We start from the raw sequence: 26,638 nt of genomic DNA, 5'->3' as shown, positions 1-26,638 counted from the left end.
ACTTCTTGAGTGGTTTGCAGGAGGGTGCGGGTGCGGTGCCGGGGCTGTGGCCGGATCTTGGGTTCGGTGGGGCGTCGTTGTTCGGTGGGGTTCCGGTGTCTGGGGTGGTTGCGGGGTCTGTTCCGGTGGGTGGGTTCGAGGCGGGTGGTGTGGGGGGTGAGTCGCTCGACTTCTTGAGTGGTTTGCAGGAGGGTGCGGGTGCGGTGCCGGGGCTGTGGCCGGATCTTGGGTTCGGTGGGGCGTCGTTGTTCGGTGGGGTTCCGGCGTCTGGGGTGGTTGCGGGGTCCGTTCCGTTCGGTGGGTTCGAGGCCGGTGCTGGGTGGGGTGAGCCGCTCGACTTCTCGGGCGGCGCCGTCATGCAGGGGGAGCAGGCGGACCAGTGGGCGGTACAGGCCGATCAGCCGACCGCCGTGGAGTTCGTCGAGGCCGCGCGGCGGTTCACCAGGGAAGGGGGAAGCTTGAACCAGGTACCGCGCGGTGGCGTTCTTGCCGGTGAGCGGTGGCTTCTGCTGGGAGAGTGGCTCGACTCGGTCGTCGCGGAGACGGTGGAACTGCCGCCCGAGTCGGTGCTGCTGGAGCTCGCCGGTCTCGGTTGGGATCCGGCCGGGAGCGGTGATTTCGTCTTCTACCTGTCGTTGTTGAGGGAAGACCAGCAGGCACAGACCTCTTCGGCGGCCCGCTACGCGGAGGCCGCGCGTGACGGGGCACGGAGTGCGCTCCTCGCGCGGAGGCGGAGCGGAGGCGGAGCACGGGACGCGGAACCGGTGCGCGGCGGGCAGACAGCGAGGCACCTGACGCCGGGAGGAGCCACGAGGGGGCAGGACCGGGCCGCGAACGAGCCCGCCCTCCGCGCCCGTCTGCAGGCTCTTCACCGGCGAGTGGGGGCGGGTGAGCTGGCCGCCGCGCTGGACGTGAGCGAGTCGACCGCGAGAAAGTTCCTGAGCGGTTCCGCCGTACCGTCCATCGCTGTGGCGGACCTGCTCGCCCGGCCCGGGGCCGAGGCCGGGCTGCGGGCGCTGGAACAGAACGCTCCGTCCGCGCCGGTCACGGAACAGGACCGAATCGCACTCAGAGCTCGCGTGGCGGCGCTCTACACGCGGTTCACCGCGAAGGAGTTGTCGACAGCCCTGGGCGTGAGTGTGATGACGGTCAACGGATACCTGAGATCGGCCGGCCCGAACCTTCCTACCGCGCGTCTGGTGGGACGGCTCGTGGCGGACGGGGCCGAGGCCAGGCTGCGGGCCCTCGAGGTCATCGCCTCGCAACGCCCCGGCCGCCCCGGATCGGGTACGGGCGCGGGACAGGGTCCGTGGATCGGGATGGCGCTGGTCGAGGGCGACTCCCCGGACGCGCTGAACCGCCGGATCCTCCGGGCGAGGCTGGACCGGCTGCCCCCCGGCACCCCCGCGCACACACGGGTGCAGGACGCACTGGACACCTACAACCCGCCCGCACGGTCCGCCCCCCTTACCGAATCGGTGGAGACACACCCCCGGACCCCCCTGGCGGCAGCGGACCAGGTGCCGGACACGGCCGCCGCTCCCGCCACGGACACCCCCCCGGCGCAGGCCGGCCCCGGGCTCAGCCCTTCGGTGACGGAGTTCGGCACGGGACGCGACGGAGCCCAGGGCCTCGTCCACCTCGCCCCGGTGCCCCAGGCGACAGTCGCCTGGCTCCAGGACCGGGTCATCCAGCAGGCCGAAGGCGACGGCGGCGAGGACACCGGCCTCCGTGCAGCCGTACGCGCCGCCCTCACCCCCCGCTTCCTCAGCAGCGAATGGGCCCGGCTGCTCAGCGAGCACGGGCTGCCCCTGCGTATACCCCACCAGGGACGCACCGCATGGATCGCGCTGCGCCTCGGGCTCATCGACCCGCGCCACGGTGACCCGGGCATCGAACAGATGGAGAATCCGGACGGCCCCCCGGTCAACATCCAGCGCTGGACGTTCGGTATCAGCGAGACCGGTGACACGCAGAGCACCGGCGACCTCCGGGCGTTCAGCCTCAGCCACGCCCACACCTGGCAGTTCCCGGACACCGGCTGGTTCGGCCGGCTGAGCCTCACCCCGCAGGTCGGACTCACCTACAACCAGACGACGACCACCGTCTCGGCCGCCGCGACCGTGCAGCCGATGGTTCTCCTGCGCAGCCGCGAGCGCTCGTGGCCGGTCGAATACCGGATGGACTGGCAGATCACCCCCGTCACGGACCTGGCACGCGCTCTCACCGAGGTCCGGCCCGACGAGCAGTGGCACCGTCCGCAGCGCTCCGACGGCGAGGAGCGGCTGACCGTCTGGTTCCCCCAGCACCTCACCGCCCCGGACAACGGCGCGGGCACACGGGACTACAGCGATCCGGCCCGCCGCCCCGCCCCGCTGGCCACCGTGCTCCACGGCGTACCTCTCTTCGCCACGGAGACCGTGCCCCACGCCGACAGGCTGCTCGCGGACGTTCTCCGCTCCTTCGCCCGGGATCTCGCCGGGCTCTCCGACACCTCCTTGGACGAGCTGCGCCACTTCTTCGCAGAGGGCAACGTCCGCGGCGCCATGCCCCTGTTGACCGGCGGCCGGCACGCGTCACCGACCCTGTTCGCCGAGGACGGGTCCGTGATCGGCATGCTCCGCGTCCACGCCGACCTTCATGAGCGGACAGGACCGGACCGCGTCGCGGGCCCGCCCACCCGGAACTCGGTCCTGGAGTCGCACATCCTGCGATCGGTCAGGCTCACCACCAGTGCCTCCGTCGCCAACGCACTCGGCATCTCCGCCGCGCTGACCGGCGGATTCGCCCCGCCCGGACCCGGGACCGGGAGTGAGCGGCCCGGACTCGCGCTCACCGGCCAGGGCGGCATCCAGCACCAGGTCACCCACACACTGAACGCCGGCGGCAGTGCCAGGACATCCCATTCGCTGCGCACCGGCAAGCCGCTGTTCCGGGAGAACGCCGACGCAGTCTTCGACATCACCCTCGTACGGCCGTCAGGCAGGGAGCACCGGCCCGAACCCGGCAGTCCTCTGGCACATCCCGAGCCTCCCCGCTACCCCGTGGTCCTGCGGATCCCCGCCGAGGCCACGGTCTCCGGCACCCCCGGGGACAGGCGTCACCTGCCGCCCGAAGTCCTGCACCTGCGAGCGCTCAACGTGTCCACCACCCCGCTCGCGGTGCACGGCACCCAGCGGATCTTCACCGACCTGGAGACCTGGCTCCGCGACCACGGCTTCCTGCCACCCGGCGAGGACGGGGTGTACCGGGGCCCGCTGGAGAAGGGCCTCCAGATCCAGCGGCTGAACAACATGCGCAAGCTGGACCAGTTCCGTTCCTCCGCAGGACTGCGCAGCACGACGGACGAGATGGTGGAGGGCGGACACACCGTCCGGTTCGAACTGCCCACACTGACGGCCGGCACCGAGCGGGTCTCCGTCCGGCTCGCGGCCGCACGACGCTATGTCGAGGGCGCCGAGGACGGCGGGGTCACCCACGACCACCGGCTGGCGGACGTCCAGACCCTCAACTACACCGGCTCGACCGTGGCGGGGGACGAACAGGTCGGCCGCACACCGCGCGCGTACACGCTGACGGGCCAGGTGTCCCTGACCAACCCGTTCGACGACAGGGGTGACCTGGAGCTGCAAGGGCTCACCGCGGAAGGCGGCGGCACCTGGGCCGACTCCGAGATCACCGGGAGGGGCGCCGGGACGGGACAGGAGTACTACGCCCTCAGCCCCACCGCGGACGGAGTCCAGGTCTTCACCGTCCCCGTCACCTACCACACCGAGATGTCCTGGAGCCACGGCGAGGCGCCCGCACCCCGCGAGGACGAGGGCTCGATCCGCCTCGCACTGCCGACGTACCGCACCCTGGCGGAGGCGAGCGCCGAGCCGCGCCAGGAGCTCGCCGAACCCCGGCCGCCCGCCGTCCGGGACGTGCGACGGACCGGGACCACGGTGCGGCCGCCCGAGACCGCGGTCTACGAACGGGTGCACGGCGGAGCCGACATCCGCCGCGCGGTGAACAGCCTGCTGGAGGCGCTGGCCACCCGTGCGGCGGCCGAGGCCGGGGCGCCGCACGCACAGCCGGTACCGGGCGCGTACCCGCAGGACGCCGCCGCTCCACCCGTGGAGCGGGAACCGGACGTGGCCGCCCCCGCAGTGCCGGAGCAGGCCGTAAGCGCGCCCGTGGCACGCACGGTGTACGGGACGGCGGCCGGCGGAGTCCTCCGGGCAGCCGAGCAGTTCGTGGCCGGCGAGGGTCTCCTGCGCCCCGAAGGAATGGCACAGGAGGCCCTGGAGACCGGCCTCTCGCCGCATCACATGGCTGCCAACGGGCCCAGGATCTTCCGCGACTCCTACGTACTGGAGGGCATCGGCACCTCGGGCGTCCTGCACGGCACGGACATCACCGTCGAGGTCGAGGGCCGGCTCACGGACCTGAAGGCCCTGCCGGCACCCGGTGTCATGGACTACGAGCGCTGGATCCAGTCCGTGGACTCCTCCACCCACACGGAGAACCACAGCCGAGGACACTTCTACGGGAGTGGCCTCGCGGGCACCTACGGAGACCCGGCCCGCCCGTTCGTACCGTCGGGACGCCTCGGGTACCGACGTGCGGTCACCGAGGGCGACACGTTCAACGACACATCCGCGGCGTTCCGCGTGACCACCGAGAACGACGTCCCGGCCCGCCGCTACTCCGCCCGGGCCACGTACGAGGTCACCGTGCGGACGGGCCCGCGCAACATCGCCGCCGGGGCGGCCTCGCGGTTCACGCGCAGCGAGTCGGCGGTGCTGGAGATCCCTGACGCCGTCGAACTCCTGCTCAACGACAACGACGTGATCAACCACCCGGAGTTCGCGCTCGACGGTGTACCCGTGCCGCCGGACCCGGGACCGTACGACCGCATGCTGCCGGTGTCGTTCGTCCGCAGTGGCGGACAACTCGGTTTCGGATCCGTGACCGAGGTCGAGCCGGAAACGGAACCACCGGTCCGGCGGTCGGCTTTCCAGGACCTGATCACGGCCCAGGTGGAGCGGGTCGCGCCCGGCGTGACCCGGCCCGGCAGCACCACACACCTGCCCGGTGTGCTCACCCGGATCAACGAGCACGGCACCTCGCTGGGACTGCGGAGTCTCGTCAACGCAGGTCCCGGAGGCAGGACCTCCTTCCACTTCGTCCACCGCTCCTGGCTCGGGCCGATGCTCGTGGAGGTGGCGCTCGGAGCGCGGCCCGCCGAGGATCTCGACGCGGCGCGAGGCCGCTTCGCGCTCCGGACCGCAGGTCTCGACAACGTGCTCGGCCACACCGACGGCGAGGGCACCGCGCTGCCGAGACCGGGAACCACCCGTCATGCCCGGACCACTGCCGTGTCGGCCCAGGCGGAGTTCGTGCCGATGGGGCAGTCCCAGGGCTACCGCATACGTCCGGCCTTCGGCATGAGCCGCGGAACCGATCACACGGAAAGTGCCACCTCCACCCGCGAACGGCGGACCTGGCAGCGCACCGTGGGTGACACCTCCGAATTCGCCCTCCGGTACGAGTACCGCGTCCAGGTCAGGGCCGTGCCCCTGGACGACGCGCTGATCGTCCGTCTGCCACGGCTGGCAGCCGAGGGCGCGCGCGCGGCAGTCCGGACCACCGGCCTGGCGCGGCTCGCCGCCGGCGCGTACGGCCTCCTTCCCCTCGGCTGGCAGCATGACCTGGACGACCTGTTCGGGCGTATGCCGAACGCCAGGGTGACGGCGGGCGGCACCCTGAACGCCCACGTGACACTCCGCTTCAACGGTGCGGAGACCCCGCGCGGGGACAGCACGCCCCAGGCCGTCGTCCCGGCGGTTGTTCCGGCAGTTTTCGCGTTCGACCCGGGCCACCCACTGGCCCATCCGGAGAACGGCGCCGCCATCGACATGGGCCTGCCCGTAGGGACGCGGGAACTCCTGAGCGGCGATCCCTGGATCCCGAAGAGGCCGTTCGCCGTGTACGACTTCGACGGGGCTCCCCAGCTCGCCCGGGCGCTGCGTGAAGCGGACCGGTCCCTCGGCGAGGAGCGGGACCACACCGCACCTGCCTCGTCGGAGGGCGTGTTCCTGCGGCTGACCCGACTGGCGGCCGACGGCAGGCTCACCCTGCAGTCCCCTGCGGCCACCGCCCCGTACCTCGGCGGGCCGGGCAGCGCGCAGACGTCGATCCAGGTACGGATCTTCGCGCCGCGCAGCGAATCGGACAGCCTGGACACCGCGATCGACCGGATCGAGATCGCCAACGACGGGACGGCCGCCCAGGCGGGCCTGGCCCTGAGTCCGACGCTGGCCCTCGGGACCAGCCTTCCCCTGACCCCAGGCCAGGAGGACCGCCTGGGGTACTCGGGCCCGCTGGCCGGGACGAGGTCGGCTGCCGGGCAGTCGGCGTCGCAGTCCGCCCCGCGCCGCGAAATGCTCAGGTTCGGCACCCCGATGGCCGGCGCGGCCAAGGGCGTCCGGGGACATCAGATGCGCGCGGTGGGCCTGCTCCAGGTGACGGGCCCGGACGGAACCCGCTGGGTCACCGGCAATCTGACACTGCGTACGACGGAGGCGCCGCCCGGGTACGAGGCAGCGCAGGCCGAGGGGAACTCCGCTGCGGAAGACACCGGTATCGCCGGCGGTGCGGGCCGGGTTGCCACCGGCTTGCGGGGCCCCTGGGCCGGGATGGCGCTGGTCGAGGACGAGTCCGCGGACACCCTGAGCCGTCTGATCCTCCAGGAGAGGCTGGCCCGGCTGACGCCCGGCACCTCGGAGCACGCGCGCGTGCAGGCCGTGCTGGACACCTACGGGACGCGAGACCGGCACTCCCGCCCCCCCTCCGAAGAGCCGGAGGGCGGAGCGGAATCCCTGTTCGGCGGCTCGCCGACGCCTGAACCCGATTTCGCTGTGCATGACTTCTCCGACGGCCTGGCCCTGCCCGGCACGGGGGCGGAGATTGCCCAGGGCGGTCCGTGGTGGGAACTGCCCGCCGACGGGGACGGCGAGCGTTTCCCGGACGGTCCCGCGGACCTTTCCGGTGGGCTTGAGGGGCTTGTACAGGTGGGAGCAGGGCCCGCGTTGCCGGTTCCGGAACAGGACGGTGCAGTACACGGGAGCGGGACGGAGTACCGCGAGGCCGGCGCCGGTCGGCCGTCCGTCGCGGAGTATCTGGAGGCGGCACGGCATTTCACCGCAGGGAGAAGGGAGATGCCGAAGGTTCCCGCAGAAGGTGTTGAGATCGGCGGGCGGACGGTTCCTCTGCGCCAGTGGCTCAAGGACATAGCCACGGGAATGGAGCAACTGCCGGCCGAGTCGGTCCTGCTGGAACTGGTGAATCTCGGATGGGACCCGCCGGGCAAGGGCGCCTTCGCGTCCTACATGTCGATGCTGAGGCTCCACCTGGAGGGGCAGGCGCACGGGACGGCCGACTCCACGTCGGCCGAGCGTGAGCAGACGCGGAACACGATCGAGCGCCGGCGGCGGCAACGGCGGCGCCAAGGCATCGAGCGCGTCGGAGCACGGCGCCCGAGGCGGAGCGAAGGGCAGGCGGACCGCGATGTGAGGGAGGACGAGCGGCGCGCCCTCGGAGACCGCCTGCGAGCTCTTCACGGCAGGATCAGGCCACAGGAGCTGGCGGACCTGCTGGGCATGAGCCTGACGACGGCGCAGAAGTACCTGAGGCCGACCACTCGGACGCTGCCCTCCGGCATGGTGCTGGACCGGCTTGCCGAACGCGGTGGTGAGAGGGAGGCCGGGCTGCGGGCGCTCGAGGCGCGTGCCCAGGAGCCTGCGCGCTCCTCGGCGGATCCGGAGCCGGACGCGCAGCTCGGGGGGTTGGCGCCGCTCGGAGTTTCCTCGCTTCCCGAGGTATCTCCGGGGCTGTTTCCGTCCGGTGGGTGGGAGGGGGAGGGCAGTTCGTGGGGTGATCCGTTCGATCTCTGGGAAGGGGTTCAGGGGGAGTCCGCTGCATGGCCTCTCTCCGGCTTCCCAGGGCTTGCCGGCCTCTCCGGTGAGGCGGAGGGAGTTTCTTCTCCGGGGCTGTTTCCGTCCGGTGGGTGGGAGGGGGACGGCGGTTCGTGGGGTGATCCGTTCGATCTCTGGGGAGGGGTTCAGGCAGGGCTCGGTGCATGGGACTTCTCGAGCCCGGGCGGGGCTTTCGTCACAGGTGACTTCTCCGGTCCTGGCGACTTCTCCGGCGGGGTGGTGTGGAACGACTCGTCCTCGATATTCGACGTACGGGGCGGGAGCGAGGCCGGAGCGGATTCGCTCACTGCTGACCGGCCGGCCGTGGAGGAGTTCCTGGGCGCTGCACGCTGGTTCACCACGGCGGTCGGAAGCCTGCAGGATGTCCCGGAAGGTGGAATTCCCTTCGGCGGACGCCCGGTGCCTTTGCGGGAATGGCTCGACTCGGTGGTGACGGGGGCGGTGGACCTGCCAACCGAGTCGGTACTCCTGGACCTGGTGGAGATGGGATGGGCTCCCGGGGGCCAAGGCGCGTTCGCGGTCTACGCGGCATCGCTGAGGACGCATCTGCAGGGCCAGAGTTCGACGGCGGCCGCCTCCGCGGCCGTACGACGTGCGGAGGCGCGGAGCGCACTCATCGAAGAGCGCCGGCGCAGCGAGGCGCGGAACGAGAGGGCTGCCAGGCGGCAGAGGAGCCAGCATCGCAGCGAGGTTTCCGCACGGCGACGGGAGCGGAGGGAGGAGCGGGCCGACGTCACGGGGCAGAGCCTGCGCCGGAGTGCCCAGGCGAATGCCTTCGCTGTCCGTATGCGTGGCCTTCACAAGCACGTGACGACAGACGACTTGACGAAGCTGTTGGGTGTCCATCGGGCGACGGTCAACGCCTACAGGAGCGGTGAACGGCAGCCGGCGACGGACGTGGTCGACCGTTTCGCCGAGGGCGGCGGTGAGGCGGCGCTGAGAGAACTCGAGGCGGCCGCGGAGCGGGACACGGACAGGCAGCGTGCCTTCTGGGCCCGCCTGCGGGCTCTTCACACCGGAGTGACGGCACGGGAGATGGCGGCGGTGCTGGGTGTGAGTCCGGCAGCCGCTTCCGGGTACATGCTCGGCCAACAACTGCCTCCCGTGGGCATGGCGGACCGGTTCACCGGCGGTGAGGACGAAGCCGCCCTGATGGAGCTCGAAACCAGAGCTCTTCCTGTGGTCGCGGAAGCCGATACGGGCGAGGCGGTTCCGGCTGGGCTTGCCGTGGTGCCGGACGGCACCGAGCGGCAGGAAGGGCTGTCAGGCCGGTTGCGTGACGACGAGACGATGACCATGGATCCCGCCGGCCGGCAGTCTGCGGTCGAAGCGATCCTGGAGCGGAGCCGACGGCGGAGCGCAGCCATCGGGAGCCGGACGCAGCGTGGGAGCGCGGACGAGCGTGAGGATGAGGCGAGCCGCCGGAGTGCGTTCGTGGCCCGTCTGCGGGCCCTTCGTGGTCGGGTGACGGAACAGCGCCTGGCGGACGTGCTGGGTGTGCACCAGTCGACTACGAGCTCCTACCTGCTAGGCCGGCATCAGCCGCCGATGGGGCTGGTGGACCGGTTCACGGGGGGCGAGGGGAACGCCGTGCTGCAGGAGCTCGAGGCGACCGCTCCGCCCGCCGTGACCGACGCGAGCAGGGAGCGGCAACGGGCGTTCTCCGCCCGCCTGCAGGCTCTTCCCGCCTCGGTCATGTCACAGGAGTTGGCGGAGGTATTGGGTGTCGAGCGGACGACCGCGAGCAAGTACAGGAAGGGCAGGATTCTGCCTTCCCTGCGTCTGGTGGACCGCTTCTCCGAAGGCGAGGAGTACGCCGCGCTGGGACGACTCGAGGAGGGCGCCACTTCCGCGGCTCCGCAGCAGGGACGGACCCGGATGCGGGATCTGGACCGACGGCAGGCCTTCGCGGCTCGTCTGAAAGCGCTGCACAACATGGTGTCGTCACGTCGGCTGGCGACCCTGCTGCAGGTGAATCAGACGACTGCGAACAGGCTCATGCGGGGTAAGTGGCTGCCGCCCGTCGAGATGGTCGACCGCTTCGCCGGGGGTGACGAGGAGGCGGCACTGAGGCAGCTCGAGATACCCGTGAGCACCCAGCAGGGCCGTATGCGGAGCATGGTTGCCAGGCAACAGAAGCGCCGCCAGGACCAGGCGGTGGGCGCGGAGGCGGACCGGCGGGCTGCCTTCGGGACGCGTCTGCAGGCTCTCCACCGTCGGGTGACGGCACAGCAGCTGGCGGACGTGCTCGGCGTCCACAGGTCGACCGCATCCAAGCTCATGCTGGGCGAGTATCTGCCGACCGCCGAACTGACGGTCGGTTTCGCCACGGGCGAGGGGGAGGCGGCGCTGAGCCAGCTCGAGGCAACGGCCTCGGCCGCTACGCGGGAGCAGGAGCAGGAGCAGGAGCAGGAGCAGGAGCAGGAGCAGCCTGAACTGCGAAGGGTGCCGGAAGCGACGCCGGAGCGCTCGTCAACCGACGTGTCCTCGCGGCAGGCCGAGGTTGGGCTGGACCAGAGGGCTGGAAGTGTCGTGCATCCGGCTGGGCCGTACGAAGTCTGGCTGCGGTTCTCCCTGAGCGATCCGGACAGAGCCGTACGGGTTCTGGCAGCGGCCGAGGTGAGGGCTCAGATGATGGGCGCGGTCGGGGATGTGCGTGACGCTGTGATGCGTGCGTTGACGAGAGTGACCGCGACCGGGGGCGCCCCCGCACAGTGGGACGACGAGTCGCTGGTGGAGCGGTTGGTGGCCGCGGTGGCGAACGAGGCCTGAGGATTGTCCCGTGAGTGGGCACGGGGGGCGGCCTTGCGGGTCCGGTTCAGCTGGTCACCGCGCACCGTTCGGGCCGACGAGACGCCAGATCGGCCAGCCCGTCGCCCGAGGTGTCCTTACTACGGCATCGGGACCGTACTCACCGAGGAGCGCGGTTCCGATGCCGTGGTGCGGGTTCGTGGTCCCGGCCCGGTGGGGCCACGACCGCCCTGCAGTCGCTTCCCCGGTCTTCAGCGGGCGGGCAGGAACGCCGCGCGCGGCAGCGCGCGCGAAATCCACAGGACGTAGACACCCACGACGAGGTCTATGGCCGCGCAGAGAGCGGGGTACCAGCCGGGCACCCCACCGTTCACGAACAGCGTGTCGTGGAAGAGGTCGAATACCGCGTGGGCGATCCAGAGGACTCCGACGAAGACCGCCGACAGCGGGATCCGGCAGACCAGGCACACGGCACCGCCCACGATGAACGGCGCGCCGATCAGCAGCTCGTACCCGGCGATGCGCAGGTCCCCGGTGGCCAGGGCGAAGCCTGTGTACACGAGGGGAAGAAGGATGACCGTCGCCGAGTAGAGCCGGCTCTCGCCCCGGACGCGCCGAGCGAGCGCTATGGACGCCACTCCGAGAATCGCGCCCACGATCGCGCCTATGAGTTCAGCCGTATGCATGGTGTGTCCGATCAGATAGATGTGTTGTGCGTCAGCACAGTGGGTGGGGACGACGGTGGGGTGAGCACCGGATCGCCCGCGGTCGGCAGCCGGTACGGGAGGCGCATCAGCCGTGGCACGGCCCTGACGAACGCAGGGTTTAGATACCCCTCCAGGGTACCTGAGGTGGCCAATCCCCGGTCTTGAGACCTGCACCTTCGGCCGAAGAGGTCCTGCGACGGGGGGACACATGATGTGCAAGCGTCTTGCGATGTTGGGATGCGTGCCGCAATCTTGACATAAAATATCCAGGATATGTAAGGTCCGTAATTAAGCGGGCGCGGCCGACCGAACGGCTGAGGCGTCGGTGCCCCGTTCGACGCGTGTCACGAAAGGGAGAACATGAAGGACATTCTGGTCATCGGTGGAGGCTTTGCAGGCGTGTGGACCGCGGCGGGTGCGGTGAGGGCCGCACGCGCGGCGGGAGAGGCCGGCGAGGAGCTGCGAGTGACTCTGGTCAGCGGCGGCGACGACCTGGTCGTACGTCCCCGGCTGTACGAGCAGGACCCGGAGAGCATGCGGGTGCCCCTGGACCGTGTCCTCGGTCCGATCGGCGTGCGGCGGATCACCGCGACCGTGACCGGCATCGACACCGGCGCCCGGTCGGTCCGGGCCGTCGAACGGACAGGCACCGAGCTGACCCTGCGCTACGACAAGCTGGTACTGGCCACCGGGAGCCAGGTGGTACGTCCCAGCTTCCCCGGCGCCGAGGAAGTGTTCGACATCGACACCCTTTCCACGGCCGCCGCGCTCGACCACCACCTGCGCCGTCTGCCGCAGCGGCCCTCCGGCCCCGGCCGCTACACCGCAGTGGTGGTGGGAGCCGGGTTCACCGGTCTGGAGATCGCCACCGGCCTGGGCGAGCGGCTGCGCGCCGTCGCTGGGACGGAGGGCGCGGGTGAGGAGGTCCGGGTCGTCCTGGTCGACCGCGCGGATGTCATCGGCCCGGAGCTCGGCACCGGACCGCGCCCGCACATCGAGGGTGTGGTCGACGAGCTCAAGATAGAGAAGCGTCTGGGACGCGTCGTCGATTCGGTCACCGCCGAGAGCGTCACGCTCTCGGACGGAGAGGTGATCGCCGCCGCGACCGTCGTGTGGACCGCGGGCATGACGGCCAGTCCTCTGACCGCGCAGATCCCGGGTGAGCACGACCGACTCGGACGGCTGACCGTGGACGAGCACCTCCGGGTCACCGGCGTGCCCGACGTGTACGCCGCCGGGGACACGGCTCTGGCGACCGTGGAGGAGGGACAGCAGTCGCTGCAGAGCTGCCAGCACGCCCTCCCCATGGGGAAGTACGCAGGCCACAACGTGGCGGCCGATCTCCTTGGCACGGCCCCGCTGCCCTTCACCCCCGACCCCTACAGCACCTGCCTGGACCTCGGTCCCGCCGGAGCGGTCGTCACAGCGGGCTGGGACCGCGTGGTCCAGATGACCGGGGCGGACGCCAAGACCCTCAAGAAGAACGTGAACGCGCTGTGGATCTATCCCCCGGTCGACGACGCGGAGCAGCTCCTGGCGCAGGCTGTCCGCTTCTCGAACCTCTGAGCGCGGCCGGGTGCGAGCCCGTTCCTGCTCGTTGCCGGTTCGCGCGGTCGCCTGCCTTCAAGCCGGCCGCACGGACCGCCCTGGGCCAGGTGCCTTCCGGGCACAGGTTTTCAGGACATAGAATGTCCTTATTATGCGAATGAGTAAGGGCGTCGAGTGGTCCATCCACACACTTCTCAACCTGGACGTGATGGGGGGTGGCCCGGTGGGAAGCGGGCAGCTCGCCGAAGCCCACGGACTGCCCGCCCCCTACCTCAACAAGCAGCTGCAGCTGTTGGTGAGAGGGGGGCTGCTCACCTCCACCCCTGGTCCGCGCGGAGGCTTTCGGCTCGCCCGTCCGCTCAGCGAGATCACGTTGTTCGACGTGGTCGAGGCCATCGAGGGCGACACGTGGCTCTTCCAGTGCACCGAGATTCGTTGCTGCGGCAGGATCGGCGAGCTCGCCCCGTCGCCCACGTCGGCGTGCGCTGTCAAGACTGCGATGCGGCGTGCGGACCAAGCCTGGCACCAAGCCCTCAAGGACCAGACCGTTGGGGAGATCCAGGAGGAGCTCGACCGGAGCCCCGAGATCAGGCACATCGTGCGGTCCGCGTTCTCTTAGCTCAGGCGGCCTTCGACCGCCGCCCTGACACCGGCTGTTGGGGCGGCGTCGCGGATCGAATAGGGATGACCTGGATCGGACAGTGTGTCGATCGGCCCCGCGAAGGATAATGCGCGCATGTTGTGGTTCGAGCGCGAGACGGCAGGGTTCGTGCTCCCGGCCACGCCCCTCGTCCTCGGCCCAGGTCCGGCTCGGATCGGCTTTCCCGGCATCTCCGGAATTCGACCCGGTCCGCCACCCGAAGGATGTTCTGCCTGGAGCAGACCCTCAGGACTTTTCGAGCTCCCAGAACCGGAATACGGTCGACGGATCGAGAGTCAGGCCCAGGCCAGATATGTTCTCATAAGCAACGGCATACTGCTTGCCTTGCCAGATCGGCAGGATCGGAACATCTCGTGCCACCTGGTCCTGGAGTTCATAGAACTCTTCCCGGGTATCGGCTCGATCGGTCATTCCGGAGGTGGTAGGGATTATCCGATCCGTGATGTCGTCGTTCTCGTAGCCATTGCGAAGCACATTCCCTTCCCCGAAGAAGGGCTGTGTGAAGTTGTCAGGGTCTGGATAGTCCGGCACCCATCCCTTCACATAGACTCCGTACTTCCCGTCAGAAATTCCTTTCTCGTATTGATCGAAGTCCACCGACCGGACGCTTGCGTCGAAGAGGCCGCTGTCATTGAGCTGCTTCGCTATGACCTCGAGCTCTGCATCGGTCGACGGGCCGTACCGGACCGGGGTCGACCAAAGGGTGAGTTCTACTTTCTCGGTGAACCCTTCGGCGCGGAGTTCCCGCCTGGCCTTGTCCGGCTGTCCGCTGTCCCCGTACCTGGCGAAGAACGCCGTGTTATGGGACGGAATTCCTGTCGGCACTATCGAGTACAGAGGGATGGCTGTCCCCCTGAACACCTTGTCGATCAGAGCGTCACGGTCGACCGTGTAGGCGATTGCTCTGCGGACGCCGGCCTTTCCGAGCACCGGGTCCTTCATGTTGAAGACGAGGTGCTGGACCTCGGCGCTGCTGCCCTCGACAACCTCTATTCCCTTTTCGAGGGCAATCTCGGAGCCTTCCAGACTCGAGATGTCCCGAGCGGTGAGGCCGCGGTATGCGATATCGACATCACCGTTCGTCAGAGAGGAAGCAAGCGCCTGCTGGTCACCCCGATAAAATTTGAGGGTGATTCCGGAGTTCTTTACCCGCGCGCTGCCGGTGTAGTCCTCGTTGACCGAGAAAACAGCCTGGGAATCGCTGATGGAATCAAGTTTGTATGGACCTGATCCGACGGCTTCTCCGAGCTTCTGCAGAGAATCTGCCGGATAGGACCTGTGGTCAACGATCGAACCACCCCCCGAGGCAATCTTACTGGGGAAGGTTGCGTCAGGAACCTTGAGACGAAATGTGACCGTTTCCTTGTCGGGTGTGGTGATCGATTTGATCGTGGAAAGGAGAGGAGCCGGGCCTGCGGGGTCATCTATATTCAGTGCCCGGTCGAATGAGAACTTGACGTCCTCCGACGTGAGGTCGTTTCCGTTGCTGAATTTCAGCCCACTGCGGAGGACGCACGTATAGACAGTTTTTGACGCCTGGAACGAACACTTCTTCGCTGCGTCAGGCCGAGGCTCCAGATACCCTGTCTGAAATCTGAGCAAAGACTGGAATACGTTGTTGAACACGAGCCAGGACCCCGGATCGTAGCCAGAAGCAGGATCGGTGGCGGCGACGCTGTCGGACATTCCCACGACGATGGGGTCCCCGTTGCCGGGGCTGCCGAATCCTTCGATCGTTCCGCAGCCACTCAGCAGAGCCGTCACCAAGGGGAGTGCGGACAGTCTTGCGTACATCCTCACGAAAAATTCACCTTCATTGTGCTGCCCGACGCACAGTCAGCAACTGTTGTGTGGCAGGGCGATGACGGCAAGGGACCTCAAGAAGAATCCATGACGGGAAGTCATGTGTCAATGTTTCCAGTAGAAAAGGTGTGGTAGCAGCGCGGCGAGGGTGGTACATCACGGTTCCTCGGGGCTCGACATCGCACCGAAGCCCTCCGAGCCGCCTCTTTCCGGCTGCCGAAAGGACCTGGCGAGAGTCCGCCGACCCCGCATTGCTCCAACTGTCCCTCGTACCGGTAACAGATCGGGCTTCCTTCTCCACCTGACTCCGGTAGGGCAGGACTGCCGGAGGGCGCAACGCAACCGTCCGGGCCAGGCGGTAGGCGACCGGTACGGTCCTGCCTGCGGATGAAGAATGGGCCGGTCCCCGCCGGACACCCACAAAAGGACCACCCGCCGTCCGGGCGGCGCCGGACAGCGGGTGGGAAGAGACGGCCCAATCGGTCGGAGAGTGAGGCCGAAGGCGTCAGCTCTCTACGGACCGGACTCGATAACTTACGGCAGGATAGGGGAAGTTGCCCTGGTTGAAGGTCCCCGTCCGGTAGTAGAGGTCACCGGGGGTGTCGGGCGCTCCGGTCCTGCAGTCGGTGTTGAAGAAGACATCGACATCGCGGTCCGACACGATCGTGTAGGAAAGGGCAGGCTGAGCCAGCGTTTGGCACGTGCCGACAGCGTCGAGATCGGCTTCCTGAGCTGTGCCGGCCTGGTCGGCACCGGTGTAGAAGGTGGCCGTGGGGAACCCGGCAGGAGCTGCCTGGGCCGGGGCCGCAGAGATCATCAGGGCCAGAGTGGCGCCGAAGGCTGCCGTACAGCCGACCCAGGGCATGGTGCGAATCGACATGAACACTCCTTTTTGCTGCTCCGATTTGGATCTCCGGGCGCGCGGGGGTGTCACTCGGAGATCCGGCCAGGCTCCGATGGAACCGAACCCACCACGATAGTTGCACCTTCAAGTATGAGTGGCAACAGTTTTGCACCGTGTGATTCAGTCGGTCCTCGACCGTCCTCGACCGTCCCCGACCGCAGAAGCCGGCAGGTCGTCGCCTTCGACGCCACACCGCCGGGAGCTGTGAGCAAGGCCTCCTCGGGACCACGGCACCTCGCACGCGGGCGTAGGCCTGTCGACGCGACTGACAATATTGGTACACGCGCATCGGAACACACTTATGCCGTCGGCTCCGTCGGCTCCGTCGGCCAGATATCGACCCCATGTCGGGCCCTCGGATCCAGGCCATGCGCAGATCGTCGTGCAGAACTGCTTACCGCGACGCGGCCGGCTTGAGCCCGGCCTCCGCGGTAGCCAATGACTCGCGGCTCGACGCGGCCGACGCGGAGCGCATGTGCCGACGGCGCGGTGATGCGGTGCCCGGGACGGCTGCACCGTCGGCAGGACGCCTGCAGGGCTGTTACCGGCCCCGGCCGCCAGGACGCGCGGATTCAGTCGGAGTTGCCGATCTCCTTCACATGTCCTCCGACGTCCTCGGCCGTGGCGGCCGTGAGCAAGCTGTCGAGCAGGCCCGGGAAGCGGCTGTCGAGGCTCTCACCGCGCAGCGTGACGAAGCACCGGGTGCCTTCCTGGCGGGTCCGCGTGATGCCCGCCTCACGCAGCACTTTGAGGTGGTGGCTCAGTGTCGACTTGGCGACGGGCGCATGGAACTGCCCCCATCCGCGCTCGGCGCCGTCGGCCAGTATCCGGAGAATGCCCAGCCGGGTCGGGTCGCTGAGTGCGGCCAGCACACGCGGCAAGGAGAGTTCAGGGTGGCCGGAAGGGTGGTTGTCGTGATCGTCCCGCATGCCGACAGAGTACATTGTTCGTTGTTCGTCGAACATGAAACATTGAGAAAGGCAGTGCAGCAATGTCTGACGCATTCACCGACCAGGTGGTCATCGTGACCGGTGCCGGCTCGGGGATCGGAGCAGCCACCGCAGTCGCGTTCGCCGCCGCCGGAGCGCACGTGCTGGCGGTCGGCAGACGGGCGGATGCCCTTCGGGAGACCGCCGGCCGGCATTCCGGCATCGAGGCCTTCAGTGCCGACATCTGTGCCGATGAGGGTCCCTCAAGCGTCGTCCGGCGTGCGGTGGACCGGTGGGGCCGGGTGGATGTACTGGTCAACAACGCCGGTGTGCTTGCCATGATGCCGCTCGACGAGGTGACGGCCGAGGGGATCAACCGTCTCATGGCGACCAATGTCACAGCCCCCAGCCTCCTGGCCGGTGCCGCACTGCCCTGGCTGAGGGAGTCGCGCGGATCGATAGTGAACGTCAGCAGCACCTTCGGCCACCGGCCCATCGCCCACGCATCCCACTACGGGGCCTCCAAGGCGGCGATCGAGCAACTGACCCGGAGCTGGGCGCTCGAACTGGCCGACGACGGCATCCGGGTCAACGCGATCGCACCGGGCCCCACCGAGAGCGGGGCACTGGCCGGGGCGGGCCTGTCCGACCGCGAGATCGACCGGGTCAAGGACGCCGAGGCGGCCCGCATCCCGCTGGGGCGCCGCGGGCGGCCCGAGGAGGTGGCGGAGTGGATGCTGCGGCTCGCCGACGGGCGGACGGCCTGGCTCACCGGCCAGGTCCTGACTGTCGACGGCGGGCTGGAGCTGACCTGAGGATGTCCGGTCAGGGCGGAGCCCGCGCCGACAGCGTCGGCGGAAGCGGAGACGTACGGCTCCGGTGATCCGAGCAGCCTCAGGGCACTTCGGGGAGCGAGTCGCTCCCTGTGGACTTCCGCGCGATGATCGCCACAGCTGTGAGTGACCGGCGATGGGTCCGGACCGCGCGCCGTACAGCTACGATCCGGCGCCGGTCGGCAGGACGAGTGAGCACGTTCCGCGCCAGTCGCGAAGCGCCCACCAGCCCCTCGTCGGCAATGATCCGGCCAGGCTCCAGCAGCGCCATGGGGGCGGTCCTGACAGTCTCGGCGACCATGCCGTGGGCGGCGAGCAGAGCCGTCCACTCCATGAGGGTCTGCGGCCGGACATTGACGCCGAGGGGCTGGGCAAGGGCCCGGCGCAGGTCCGTCCTGGCCTCCTCGTCGATGTCGTCCTCGACGAGGGCGAGTTCGTGAAGGGCGAACCTGCCCTCAGGCCGAAGGACGCGGGCGACCTCGGCCAGGATCGCGTCCTTGGCCTTGTCGCCCTGCATGGACAGCAGTGCCTCCCCGACGACGATGTCAGCGGCGCCTTCCGGCAGGCCGGTCCGTGCGGCCTCTCCCTGGAAGACCCGTGCAGCCGCCTCCGAGGGGAGGTCAACGGCAGCGACAGCCTGCGGATCGCGCTCGATGCCAACGTACGACCGCGGTTGCCCGGCCAGGATCAGATGGGCGGTCCGCCCCGCGCCGGGTGCCAGTTCGACGACATCGAGTCCCCTCAGGCAGCCCAGGGCATCGAGCATCTCCCTCGTCAGTCCGGCTCCACCGGGCCGCAACACACGTTTGCCCAGCGATGCCATCAGCGAGTAGCCGGGGGAGGGCGGGCCGCCGGGGCTCGATGTGGGCGGGTTGTACCCCGGGGGCGGGTCCGATACGGGCATGAGAAGGCCTCACCACGTCTGAAGGGGACAGATGTTCTCAAACGAGAGCGGTTGCGGCTCCCCTTCACTTATACAGTGTGAAGCGAATGACACTGTGTTTGCGGGGTACGGAATCGGTCGGAGTGCGGCGCCCCGCCCCCGTACCCGGATCAGTCGGCGCTCCGACCGGTCCCCTCGTCCGCCGGACCCAGACGGAAGGCCGACCGATATGCCTGCGGGGGAGTACCGACCAACCGGACGAAGTGATGGCGCAGCGACGAGTGAGAACCGAATCCGGCCTCCGATGCGATGCGGTCGACGGGCAGGTCCGTGGTCTCCAGCAGCTGTCGTGCCCGGTCGGCACGCATCTGGAGCAGCAGTCGCTGCGGTGTGGTCCCCACTTGCTGCCTGAACTGCCGGTTCAGGCTGCGCACGCTCATGGCCGCATGGCCTGCGATCGCCTTGAGAGCGAGCGGGGCCGACACGTTCTGCTGCATCCAGTCGATGGTCGGCTGCAGAGAGCGGTTGCCCGCGCGGGGATCGGGATGTTCGATGAACTGGGCCTGCCCGCCGCCCCTCCACGCGGGAACGACGACCTGCCTCGCCGTGCGCGCCGCCCGTTCGGCCCCCAGGTCGGAGCGGATCAGATGCAGGCATACGTCGAGGCCGGAGGCGACGCCCGCGGACGTGAGGATCTGTCCCGTGTCGATGAACAGCACGGACGGATCCACTTCGACGGCCGGGAACATGCGCGCGAATTCTCCGGCCCACTGCCAGTGCGTCGTTGCCCGGAGTCCGTCGAGCAGCCCCGCGGCAGCCAGGGTGAACGCGCCGACACAGACCGAGGCGATGCGGCTGCCATCCGCGGCGGCGGCCCGGAGCGCCTCCAGCACCACTTCATCCGGTGGCTCGAGGAAACGCGAGGTACCCGGAACGATGACGATGTCTGCCCCCGCCAACCCGTCGAGGCCGTAGGGCGTGTGTATCTCGGTCGCACCCCACCCGTCCACCGTTCTGACGGACCGGTCCTGCGCGCAGATCCGTACGTCGTAGCGGGGGTCGACGGCCGACTCCGGGCGGAGGCCCGATCCGCCGCGGCCCGCCCCGCTGTCCTCGCCGGCGGTGTTCGCCATACCGAAGACCTGGCCGGGGATCATCAACTCGAATCCGATGGCTTGGTCAAGACCCAGTACCGCGACGACGACAGCCATGGCCAGATCTTAACAACCTGTGGCTACACATGTGCTTGAAGGAGGGGGGCGGCTGCCACAGACTCGGACGGAGACATCGAAGGGTTGCCCAGCCGTGGCGGCCGGGACCGGGGGCTGCGCGTCAGGGCTCGTGACCCGGGTGGGAAAGGGGACCGTCTCGACGCGGAGCTCCACCGCTCCACAGAGCCCGGCATCGCGACGGAGATGCAACCCGCCCCCACGGGTTCCGGCTCGTAACGCCTCAGAAGAAGGAAATACGTACTCATGTCGCGAGATACAGCCGCTCCCCCCGACGTGGCAGCGATCATTGCTTCCCTGACCGCGGAGGCCACCGTCCTGGAGGCCCGGGTCCAGGTTCTGCTCGAGGAGCTTCGGGAAGTCGGCACGTACACGGAGGTTGTGCACCAGTCGCTCCGAGCGCTCATCCGCTCCACGAACCGGTGAGACGCCCCGGAGCCATGCCGGTTCGTGCCCACGGCATCGGGCACACCCCGAGAGCCCGGAACTGAATGGCGTCGATGCGGCCCTTGCCGGTTCCCCAGGAGGACACGTGACGACTTCGACGGCTACCGGTGCGCGCTGAACACGGGTAAGACCGTCTGTGCGCCTGATGACGCGTAGGGAGTCCGGTCTGACGCCCGATCTGTCGCCACTGCGGAGAACGACGAGGAACGCAGGCAACTGGCCGCCGGCCACGGCACGTTCATGCTGCTGACGGCCGAGATCGTTCACACGATGCAGACTCAGCACGCGGGCATCGACGAAGCCGTCGCCGATGCCAGGCGGTGCCTCCATCTGTGGCGCCGCGACGGTTCGGGCGATCCAGAACTTCCGGGCCGGCAACATGCCTGTACGGGCAGCCCGCCAGACCCCCGATCGACCTCAGCACTGTCGAGGAACTCCCATGCGCAAGCCCCGTGTCCTCATCGTCGGCGCCGGCATCTCCGGGCTGGCGCTGCTCCGTGCCCTGGCGAACCGGGGTATCGAGGCGGAAGCCGCCGAATGCCGCTCCGAACAACAGGCCTCCGGCGTCGGCGGGGGAGCGCTGTACCTCCCTGCGAACGCCGTGCGGGCACTGCACCGGCTCGGGGTCGGTGACGACGTCGAGAGGCGTGCCGAACGGGTCGTGCGACAGCGGATGCAGACCCACCGGGGACGCACGCTGGCCGACTTCGACGTGCGCAGCGTCTGGGGTGGCGTGGGCGACTGTCTCGCCATCCGCCGCAATGACCTGCACAGTGTGCTCCGCGAGACACAGCCGGCCGCGCGAATCAGCTTCAGCCGCGAGGTGCACAGTGCCGACGGGGACGGATCCGTGACCTTCTCCGACGGATCCACCGAACGATACGATGTGACCGTCGGCGCCGACGGCATCCGTTCGACCGTGCGCCGCAGTGCCTTCGGCGGCCCCGCACCACGCTTTCTGGGGCAAGTGTGCTGGCGGTTCCTCGTCGAGGGCCACGCCGCTCCGGGCGTCAGGGACTGGACCGCGCGCCTGGGCAGAGACGGCCGCACCTTCCTTACCGTGGGACTGGGCCGAGGTGGTGTCTACTGCTACGCCGATGTGAACAGCAGGCGGCCCGAGGCCCCGGACGGCGACTGGCGCAACCTCTTCGCCGACTTCGCCGGCCCGGTCCCGCAGCTGCTGGAACACGGCGCCGAGGCCCATTTCTCGGCACTCCGCGAGAGCGTCGGCACGGACTGGGCCCGACCGCACGCGGCCCTGATCGGCGATGCCGCGCACGCCTGCTCCCCGAGCATGGCGCAGGGAGGTGCCATGGCACTGGAGGACGCCCTGGTCCTCGCGGAACTCCTGGGCAACGAGGGCAGGGACGGTGTGCAACGCGCCCTGACAGCCTTCCAGGCCAGACGTGCCGCCCGTGTCCGGTGGGTGCTGGACAAGAACCACCGCCGGGACAGGACCCGGAACCTACCCGCATTCGTGCGTGACCTCACCGTCCGTCTCGCAGGCGAGAGCCTGTTCAGAGCCCATCACGCCCCGCTGCACCCCCTGCCGTAGGATGCGGCGGGTGTTCGCGGCACAGGCGACTCATGACAGCCGGAGGCGATGGCACTGCTCAGCCTGGATCTGCACCCGATTTTCCAGAACAACCGGGATATCGAAATCGCCCTGAGGGAATTCGTCTTCCGGGCCGCAGCCGCGAAAGAACCGGTCGTCGAGATCATCCCCGGTAAGGGAACAGGGCAGTTGAAGAAGCGCGTTCTCGCATTTCTGGGACAGAGGCACATCAAGAAGCTCTACTCCCGGGTGGAGACGGACCGGGACAACACCGGTCGCGTTCTGATCCACTTCAGGTGAGCCTGGACCCGACACTGCAGCGCTCAGCAATGTGCCGGCTCCGCAACCTGCGTGCCGCGACACAACTGCGGCCCGGCGCCACTCGTTCCCGAGGCGGCTCAGGCTCAGGCGGTCAGCACGCTCCCTTCCAGAAGGTCACTGGGCCCGCGCAGGGTCGACACCGTCAACCGGGTCACGGCCGGAGGCTGTCGTTCCTGGGCAGGGACAGACCCAGCCGAATCTGCCCGTCTGCGGTCGCCACGATCGTCTCAGTGACGTCCCGGGGCGCCCAGCCCAGCACCGAGCGGGCCTTCTCGTTGCTGATGACGGGGATGCGTCCCCGCAGCAATGCGGCTTCTCGCAGCGCCGGCTCGGTCACGGCGGCCTCCTGCACCTGTGCGACGGTCAGTTCGGCAGAGGGTAGGAGGCCGGCTGCGGCCGGGAAGTGCTCGCGCAGAATCTCCGCCACGTCGAACAGGCTGATCGATGGTCCGCTGACGGCGATGAACCGCTCGCCCGCTGCCTCGGGGTGCAGCATGGCTCGCAGATGCAGGTCCACGACGTCCCGCACGTCGACGACACCGAAGTGCATGATCGGTACAACGGGCATCTGTCCGGTGAGCATGCCGCTGACCAGTCCGATCGAGCCTGAGGACCGGTTGCTCAGCGGAGGGCCGAAGATACCGGTGGGGTTGACGACCGTCAGCTCGATACCTCCATGGGCGCGGACGTAGCCCCAGGCAGCACGCTCGGCGAGGACCTTCGACTTGTGGTACGCGGGCAGGCCCTCGGTGTCCGGGTCGGTCCAGTCGGTCTCCGAGTACCGGCCGTCGGCCTTCACGGTGTAGCCGATCGCGGCGTAGGACGAGGTCATCACGACCCGCGGGACTCCGGCCTTCCGGGCCGCAGAGATGACCCGAAGCGTACCGTCACGGGCAGGGAGGACGACTTCCTCCTCCGTCTCGGGAGGTGTGGCCGGGAACGGCGACGCGATGTGCAGCAGGTGACTGACACCGTCCACGGCCTCCGCCCATCCGGCGTCCGCACCGAGGTTGGCGACGGCGAACTCCAACCGGTCCGCAGGATGCACCCCGTCCTGACGGAGCGCGGCCAGCAGCTCTGCCTCCTGCGCGGCTTCCCGGACCGTCACACGGGTCCGGTAGCCCTCGCGCAGCAGCCGGGAGACCATGTGGCCTCCGACGAGGCCGGTACCGCCTGTGACCAGTACGGTTTCACTTCCAGGGGTGGTGACGGTGAGGGTTTCGATGCTCATCTTGTTCAGTCCTTCAGTACGTGAACTGTTCCAGTGCGCGCGTGAGTGCTTCCACAGCGAGGTTTTCGGCGCCTGTGTCCCCACGGACACGGGCGTCCCACATGTCTGTTTTGCCTCGCAGATATGTCAGGCGCAGTTGAAGCTGCTCGATGTCGGCGGCCAGCTTTTCCGTCTGCGAGGCAAAGAGATCTCGCTGTTCGGCCGCCGCGGAGTTCCCCCGGGAGAGCAAGTCCAGGTACCGGCGCATACCGCTGACGCTCATCCCCGCCGAACGCAAGCAGGCCAGCGCCTCGACGCGTGCCACGGTCGTCGGCTCGTACCGGCGATGACCACTGGACGCGTCCCGGGCGACCGTTCCCAGCAAGCCGATCTTCTCGTAGTAGCGCAGAGTGGGCTCACTGAAACCTGATCGTCGCGCCATCTCCCGAACGGTCAGAATCACTGCATGCTCTCCGGTCGCTGATGCCATGTACGAAGTCTCCGGTACTTGAAGCGCTTGAAGTCAACCTTGTCGCGCTCCAATGCGGGCGTTTTGCTGGGCAGTGCGGACCACAGCATGCTGCTGGGGCCGCGCGGTGCGGATCCGGATCTGCAGGAGGCGCCGGCATGGCCGGCGGAACCGTCAAGTGGTTCGACGCCGAAAAGGGCTTCGGGTTCATCCAGCAGGACGGCGGCGGCCCGGACGTCTTGTGTACTACTCCAACATCAACTCGAGCCAGCGACCGGGCATCACAGGTCTCCCGCGGCGCAGGGGCCGGGAACCTGTACATCGTCGTGCCACACGTGGGTGGGCCCGGAAGGACAGCCGGGTCTGCACGATGCGGCCCGACCAGCTCCGGTCACGGCAATGCCATGGGTGCGCCCGAACCCGACAAAGACGGGCGCACCCAATCTCAGGCGGGGTTCACGGACGCGGGTTCCTGCGGGGCCGGACCAGACAGGACGCTTCGCGGGTCGGCAGGGCGAGGGACGTAGACGGGGGAGTCCGATTGGTAGAAGAGATCGATGTCGGCCTCCTCGCCGCCCACGATCAGCGTGTCCCACGCGCCACTCTCGTGGAGCGTGCGCAGCGTGGCGGGATCCAGCGTCGAGAGGTGGCCGCGCAGTTCCTCGTCGGTGGGCATACCGGGGAGGCGGGGCGCGAGCCGCTCGCGTATAGAGCTCATCCTCTCCAACAGGGCGTTGAGGTCGGCCTGCTGGGAGCCGCTGCCGGACGCCGTTTCCATACTGTCGGCGATGATGTCCCTGATCGCGCGGGTGGCACCCCGCTCATCGGTGGTGACCATGGCATTCCAGGCCCGGCTCTTGTGCCGGTACTGAAGCATGGACATCGCCGCCTCGTGCCGGATGAAGTCGGCGTCGCGCAGCGGTTTTCCCTTCCAGGCGCGGCTGAGGGAGCGGGCCAGCGAAGTAGCGGAGGCAAGACCGCTGTTGAGGCCGCGGCCCGGCCAGAAGTGGATGGCGTTGGCCGCGTCGCCCAGCAGGAAGCCGTAGGTGCCGGGGCTTGTCGAGGTCGGGCGGCTCAGCTGCGCCGTGAAACGCGGACGCTGCACCATGTCCAACCGGAACGACGTGACCGCGGTGAGATCGTCCTCGGCCATGCCGAACAGTTTCAGGCCCTCCCGGATACGCTTCCACAGGGGCGAACTGCGCAGCAGAGCAGGCAGGAAGAGGGTTCCGTGCGAGGGGCAGCGGAACTCGTTGTCCTCTTCACGGCTCATGACGCAGGGGCGAGCGGCGATGCACTCCTCGAAGACCTGGCGGACCGGGTCGATACCGACGACGTTCCTGGCCTCCTCGCGGGTGAGGCGCATGTTCAGGAAGCCCTCGCCGCGCAGCGAATTGAGAAGGAACCTGTTCTGAGACACGGTCAGCAGGACGCTCATCGGGTCGGAGAGCGGTGACTTCACCCGCAGCCCCAGGACCACGTCCTGCAGATGGTCACCATCGAGGGAGTAGATCGAGGCGTCGGCCGCACCGAAGCGGTCGCTGTAGTACTCCCGTGTGTGGGACCGTCCGCCTTCGCAGACCACCAGGACGTGTTCCTGCGAGAGCCGGCCCTGGTGCTCCGACGGGTCGAACCGTTTCGGAACCAGCCGGATCGCGGTGCTCTTGTTGGCCAGTTCGAGCAGGCGGTCCTCGATGTATGCGATACGGATGTTGCGGGGAGGACGGCCTTCCACGGAGTCCGGTCCGACGGGCCACATCTCCGCGTAGTCACCCGAGTCGAACAGCGCCGACTGTATCTCGTCGGAGAGGGCGAGGTACTGCCGGCTCTGGATGGTCACGACCTGCTGGCGGCGGGTGTTTCCGTGGGTCTCGTCCTTCCAGACCACGGAGGAGCCGCTCGTGATCCACCGGCCTTCGTAGATCTTGATAGCGACTCGCCCGCGCAGCATGTTCTCCAGCGTCAGCGCGAATGCGAGGCCGACCGGGCCTCCGCCGGTGATCGTGACACGGAGCAGGCCGGGGTCCGCGGAGGCCTTTGCCCGGGGCATGTCGAGGAGGGAGAGGTCCATGACCGTCTCCATGGCGTCCTGCGACTCGAAGAGGAAAGTCTCCTCACCGATCCGGATGCAGTCGTCGGCACGGAGTACATGCCGGGCGACGCGCTGGTCGTTGACGAAGGTTCCGTTCCGGCTGCGGTCGTACAGAACGAAGCCGGCGTCCTCTTCCAAGATTTCGGCGTGCAGACGTGAGGCACTGGCACTCACGATCACGACGCCGCTGTCGCTCTTGCGGCCGAACGTCAGTGGAGCTGCGCTCAGAACCACGCTTTGACCGGAGAAGGGACCCGTTTGCCCCACGATGACCGATGGCACTCGTACTCCTAGAGAATGACACTCAACAGGGGAAA

The 26,638-nt window shown here is 68.6% G+C and carries 16 protein-coding genes and 1 pseudogene; 8 read left to right on the top strand and 9 right to left on the bottom strand.

Features of this window, described 5'->3' with window-relative positions; translation table 11 throughout:
- The first annotated feature begins 356 nt into the window (after window positions 1–356).
- Complete coding sequence (locus ACWD04_RS26740) at window positions 357–10,751, top strand: hypothetical protein (RefSeq protein ID WP_451136060.1); 10,395 nt, start codon at window positions 357–359, stop codon at window positions 10,749–10,751.
- A gap of 230 nt (window positions 10,752–10,981) precedes the next feature.
- On the opposite strand, the gene ACWD04_RS26735 is transcribed toward ACWD04_RS26740, so the two are convergent.
- Entirely contained in the window at window positions 10,982–11,416 is a 435-nt protein-coding gene (locus ACWD04_RS26735; protein WP_451136058.1) for a hypothetical protein, read from the bottom strand.
- Between the two features lie 381 nt (window positions 11,417–11,797).
- Here ACWD04_RS26735 and ACWD04_RS26730 point away from each other — a divergent pair, with 381 nt between their 5' ends.
- On the top strand, window positions 11,798–13,003 hold the full coding sequence (locus tag ACWD04_RS26730) for an NAD(P)/FAD-dependent oxidoreductase (RefSeq protein ID WP_451136056.1): 1,206 nt from the start codon (window positions 11,798–11,800) through the stop codon (window positions 13,001–13,003).
- A gap of 139 nt (window positions 13,004–13,142) precedes the next feature.
- Window positions 13,143–13,604: an RrF2 family transcriptional regulator gene (locus ACWD04_RS26725; RefSeq protein WP_451136054.1), complete on the top strand. Its 462-nt coding sequence runs from the start codon at window positions 13,143–13,145 to the stop codon at window positions 13,602–13,604.
- A 267-nt stretch (window positions 13,605–13,871) separates the two neighbouring features.
- On the opposite strand, the gene ACWD04_RS26720 is transcribed toward ACWD04_RS26725, so the two are convergent.
- From ACWD04_RS26720 to ACWD04_RS26710, 3 genes are all read right to left on the bottom strand, one after another.
- Entirely contained in the window at window positions 13,872–15,440 is a 1,569-nt protein-coding gene (locus tag ACWD04_RS26720) for an ABC transporter substrate-binding protein (protein WP_451136066.1), read from the bottom strand.
- A gap of 514 nt (window positions 15,441–15,954) precedes the next feature.
- Complete coding sequence (locus ACWD04_RS26715) at window positions 15,955–16,329, bottom strand: hypothetical protein (RefSeq protein WP_451136052.1); 375 nt, start codon at window positions 16,327–16,329, stop codon at window positions 15,955–15,957.
- Window positions 16,330–16,925: 596 nt separating this feature from the next.
- Complete coding sequence (locus ACWD04_RS26710; RefSeq protein WP_451136050.1) at window positions 16,926–17,282, bottom strand: ArsR/SmtB family transcription factor; 357 nt, start codon at window positions 17,280–17,282, stop codon at window positions 16,926–16,928.
- Window positions 17,283–17,344: 62 nt separating this feature from the next.
- Between ACWD04_RS26710 and ACWD04_RS26705 the strand changes: the two genes are divergently transcribed.
- On the top strand, window positions 17,345–18,097 hold the full coding sequence (locus ACWD04_RS26705; RefSeq protein WP_451136048.1) for an SDR family NAD(P)-dependent oxidoreductase: 753 nt from the start codon (window positions 17,345–17,347) through the stop codon (window positions 18,095–18,097).
- A 79-nt stretch (window positions 18,098–18,176) separates the two neighbouring features.
- On the opposite strand, the gene ACWD04_RS26700 is transcribed toward ACWD04_RS26705, so the two are convergent.
- Window positions 18,177–19,019 carry a class I SAM-dependent methyltransferase gene (locus tag ACWD04_RS26700; protein ID WP_451136046.1) on the bottom strand — a complete coding sequence of 281 codons (843 nt, stop codon included), beginning with the start codon at window positions 19,017–19,019 and terminating at the stop codon, window positions 18,177–18,179.
- 149 nt (window positions 19,020–19,168) lie between these two features.
- Window positions 19,169–20,209 (bottom strand): GlxA family transcriptional regulator, encoded by a 1,041-nt coding sequence (locus tag ACWD04_RS26695; protein ID WP_451136044.1) that lies wholly within the window; start codon window positions 20,207–20,209, stop codon window positions 19,169–19,171.
- Window positions 20,210–20,473: 264 nt separating this feature from the next.
- On the opposite strand from ACWD04_RS26695, the gene ACWD04_RS26690 reads away from it, so the two are divergent.
- The 3 genes from ACWD04_RS26690 to ACWD04_RS26680 all read left to right on the top strand — a co-directional run bounded on the left by ACWD04_RS26690 (window position 20,474) and on the right by ACWD04_RS26680 (window position 22,529).
- The gene (locus ACWD04_RS26690; RefSeq protein WP_451136042.1) at window positions 20,474–20,653 is read left to right on the top strand and encodes a hypothetical protein; all 180 of its coding nucleotides are present in this window, start codon (window positions 20,474–20,476) and stop codon (window positions 20,651–20,653) included.
- A 460-nt stretch (window positions 20,654–21,113) separates the two neighbouring features.
- Window positions 21,114–22,229: an FAD-dependent monooxygenase gene (locus ACWD04_RS26685; RefSeq protein WP_451136040.1), complete on the top strand. Its 1,116-nt coding sequence runs from the start codon at window positions 21,114–21,116 to the stop codon at window positions 22,227–22,229.
- A gap of 48 nt (window positions 22,230–22,277) precedes the next feature.
- A complete protein-coding gene (locus tag ACWD04_RS26680; RefSeq protein ID WP_451136038.1) occupies window positions 22,278–22,529 on the top strand; it encodes a Smr/MutS family protein in 252 nt (83 codons plus the stop codon).
- Window positions 22,530–22,701: 172 nt separating this feature from the next.
- On the opposite strand, the gene ACWD04_RS26675 is transcribed toward ACWD04_RS26680, so the two are convergent.
- A complete protein-coding gene (locus tag ACWD04_RS26675) occupies window positions 22,702–23,781 on the bottom strand; it encodes an NAD-dependent epimerase/dehydratase family protein (protein ID WP_451136037.1) in 1,080 nt (359 codons plus the stop codon).
- Window positions 23,782–23,794: 13 nt separating this feature from the next.
- On the bottom strand, window positions 23,795–24,250 hold the full coding sequence (locus ACWD04_RS26670; protein WP_451136035.1) for a MerR family transcriptional regulator: 456 nt from the start codon (window positions 24,248–24,250) through the stop codon (window positions 23,795–23,797).
- 137 nt (window positions 24,251–24,387) lie between these two features.
- Between ACWD04_RS26670 and ACWD04_RS26665 the strand changes: the two are divergent.
- A pseudogene (locus ACWD04_RS26665) lies at window positions 24,388–24,468 on the top strand (cold-shock protein); the annotation flags it as partial.
- 206 nt (window positions 24,469–24,674) lie between these two features.
- Here ACWD04_RS26665 and ACWD04_RS26660 read toward each other — a convergent pair.
- Window positions 24,675–26,588, bottom strand: coding sequence for an FHA domain-containing protein (locus tag ACWD04_RS26660; protein ID WP_451136033.1), 1,914 nt, complete (start codon window positions 26,586–26,588; stop codon window positions 24,675–24,677).
- Window positions 26,589–26,638 lie beyond the last annotated feature (50 nt).

The organism is Streptomyces sp. NPDC002911 (genome assembly GCF_053591835.1).
Note: the sequence above shows the minus strand (reverse complement) of the source record. Positions and strands in the feature narration are given on the sequence as shown.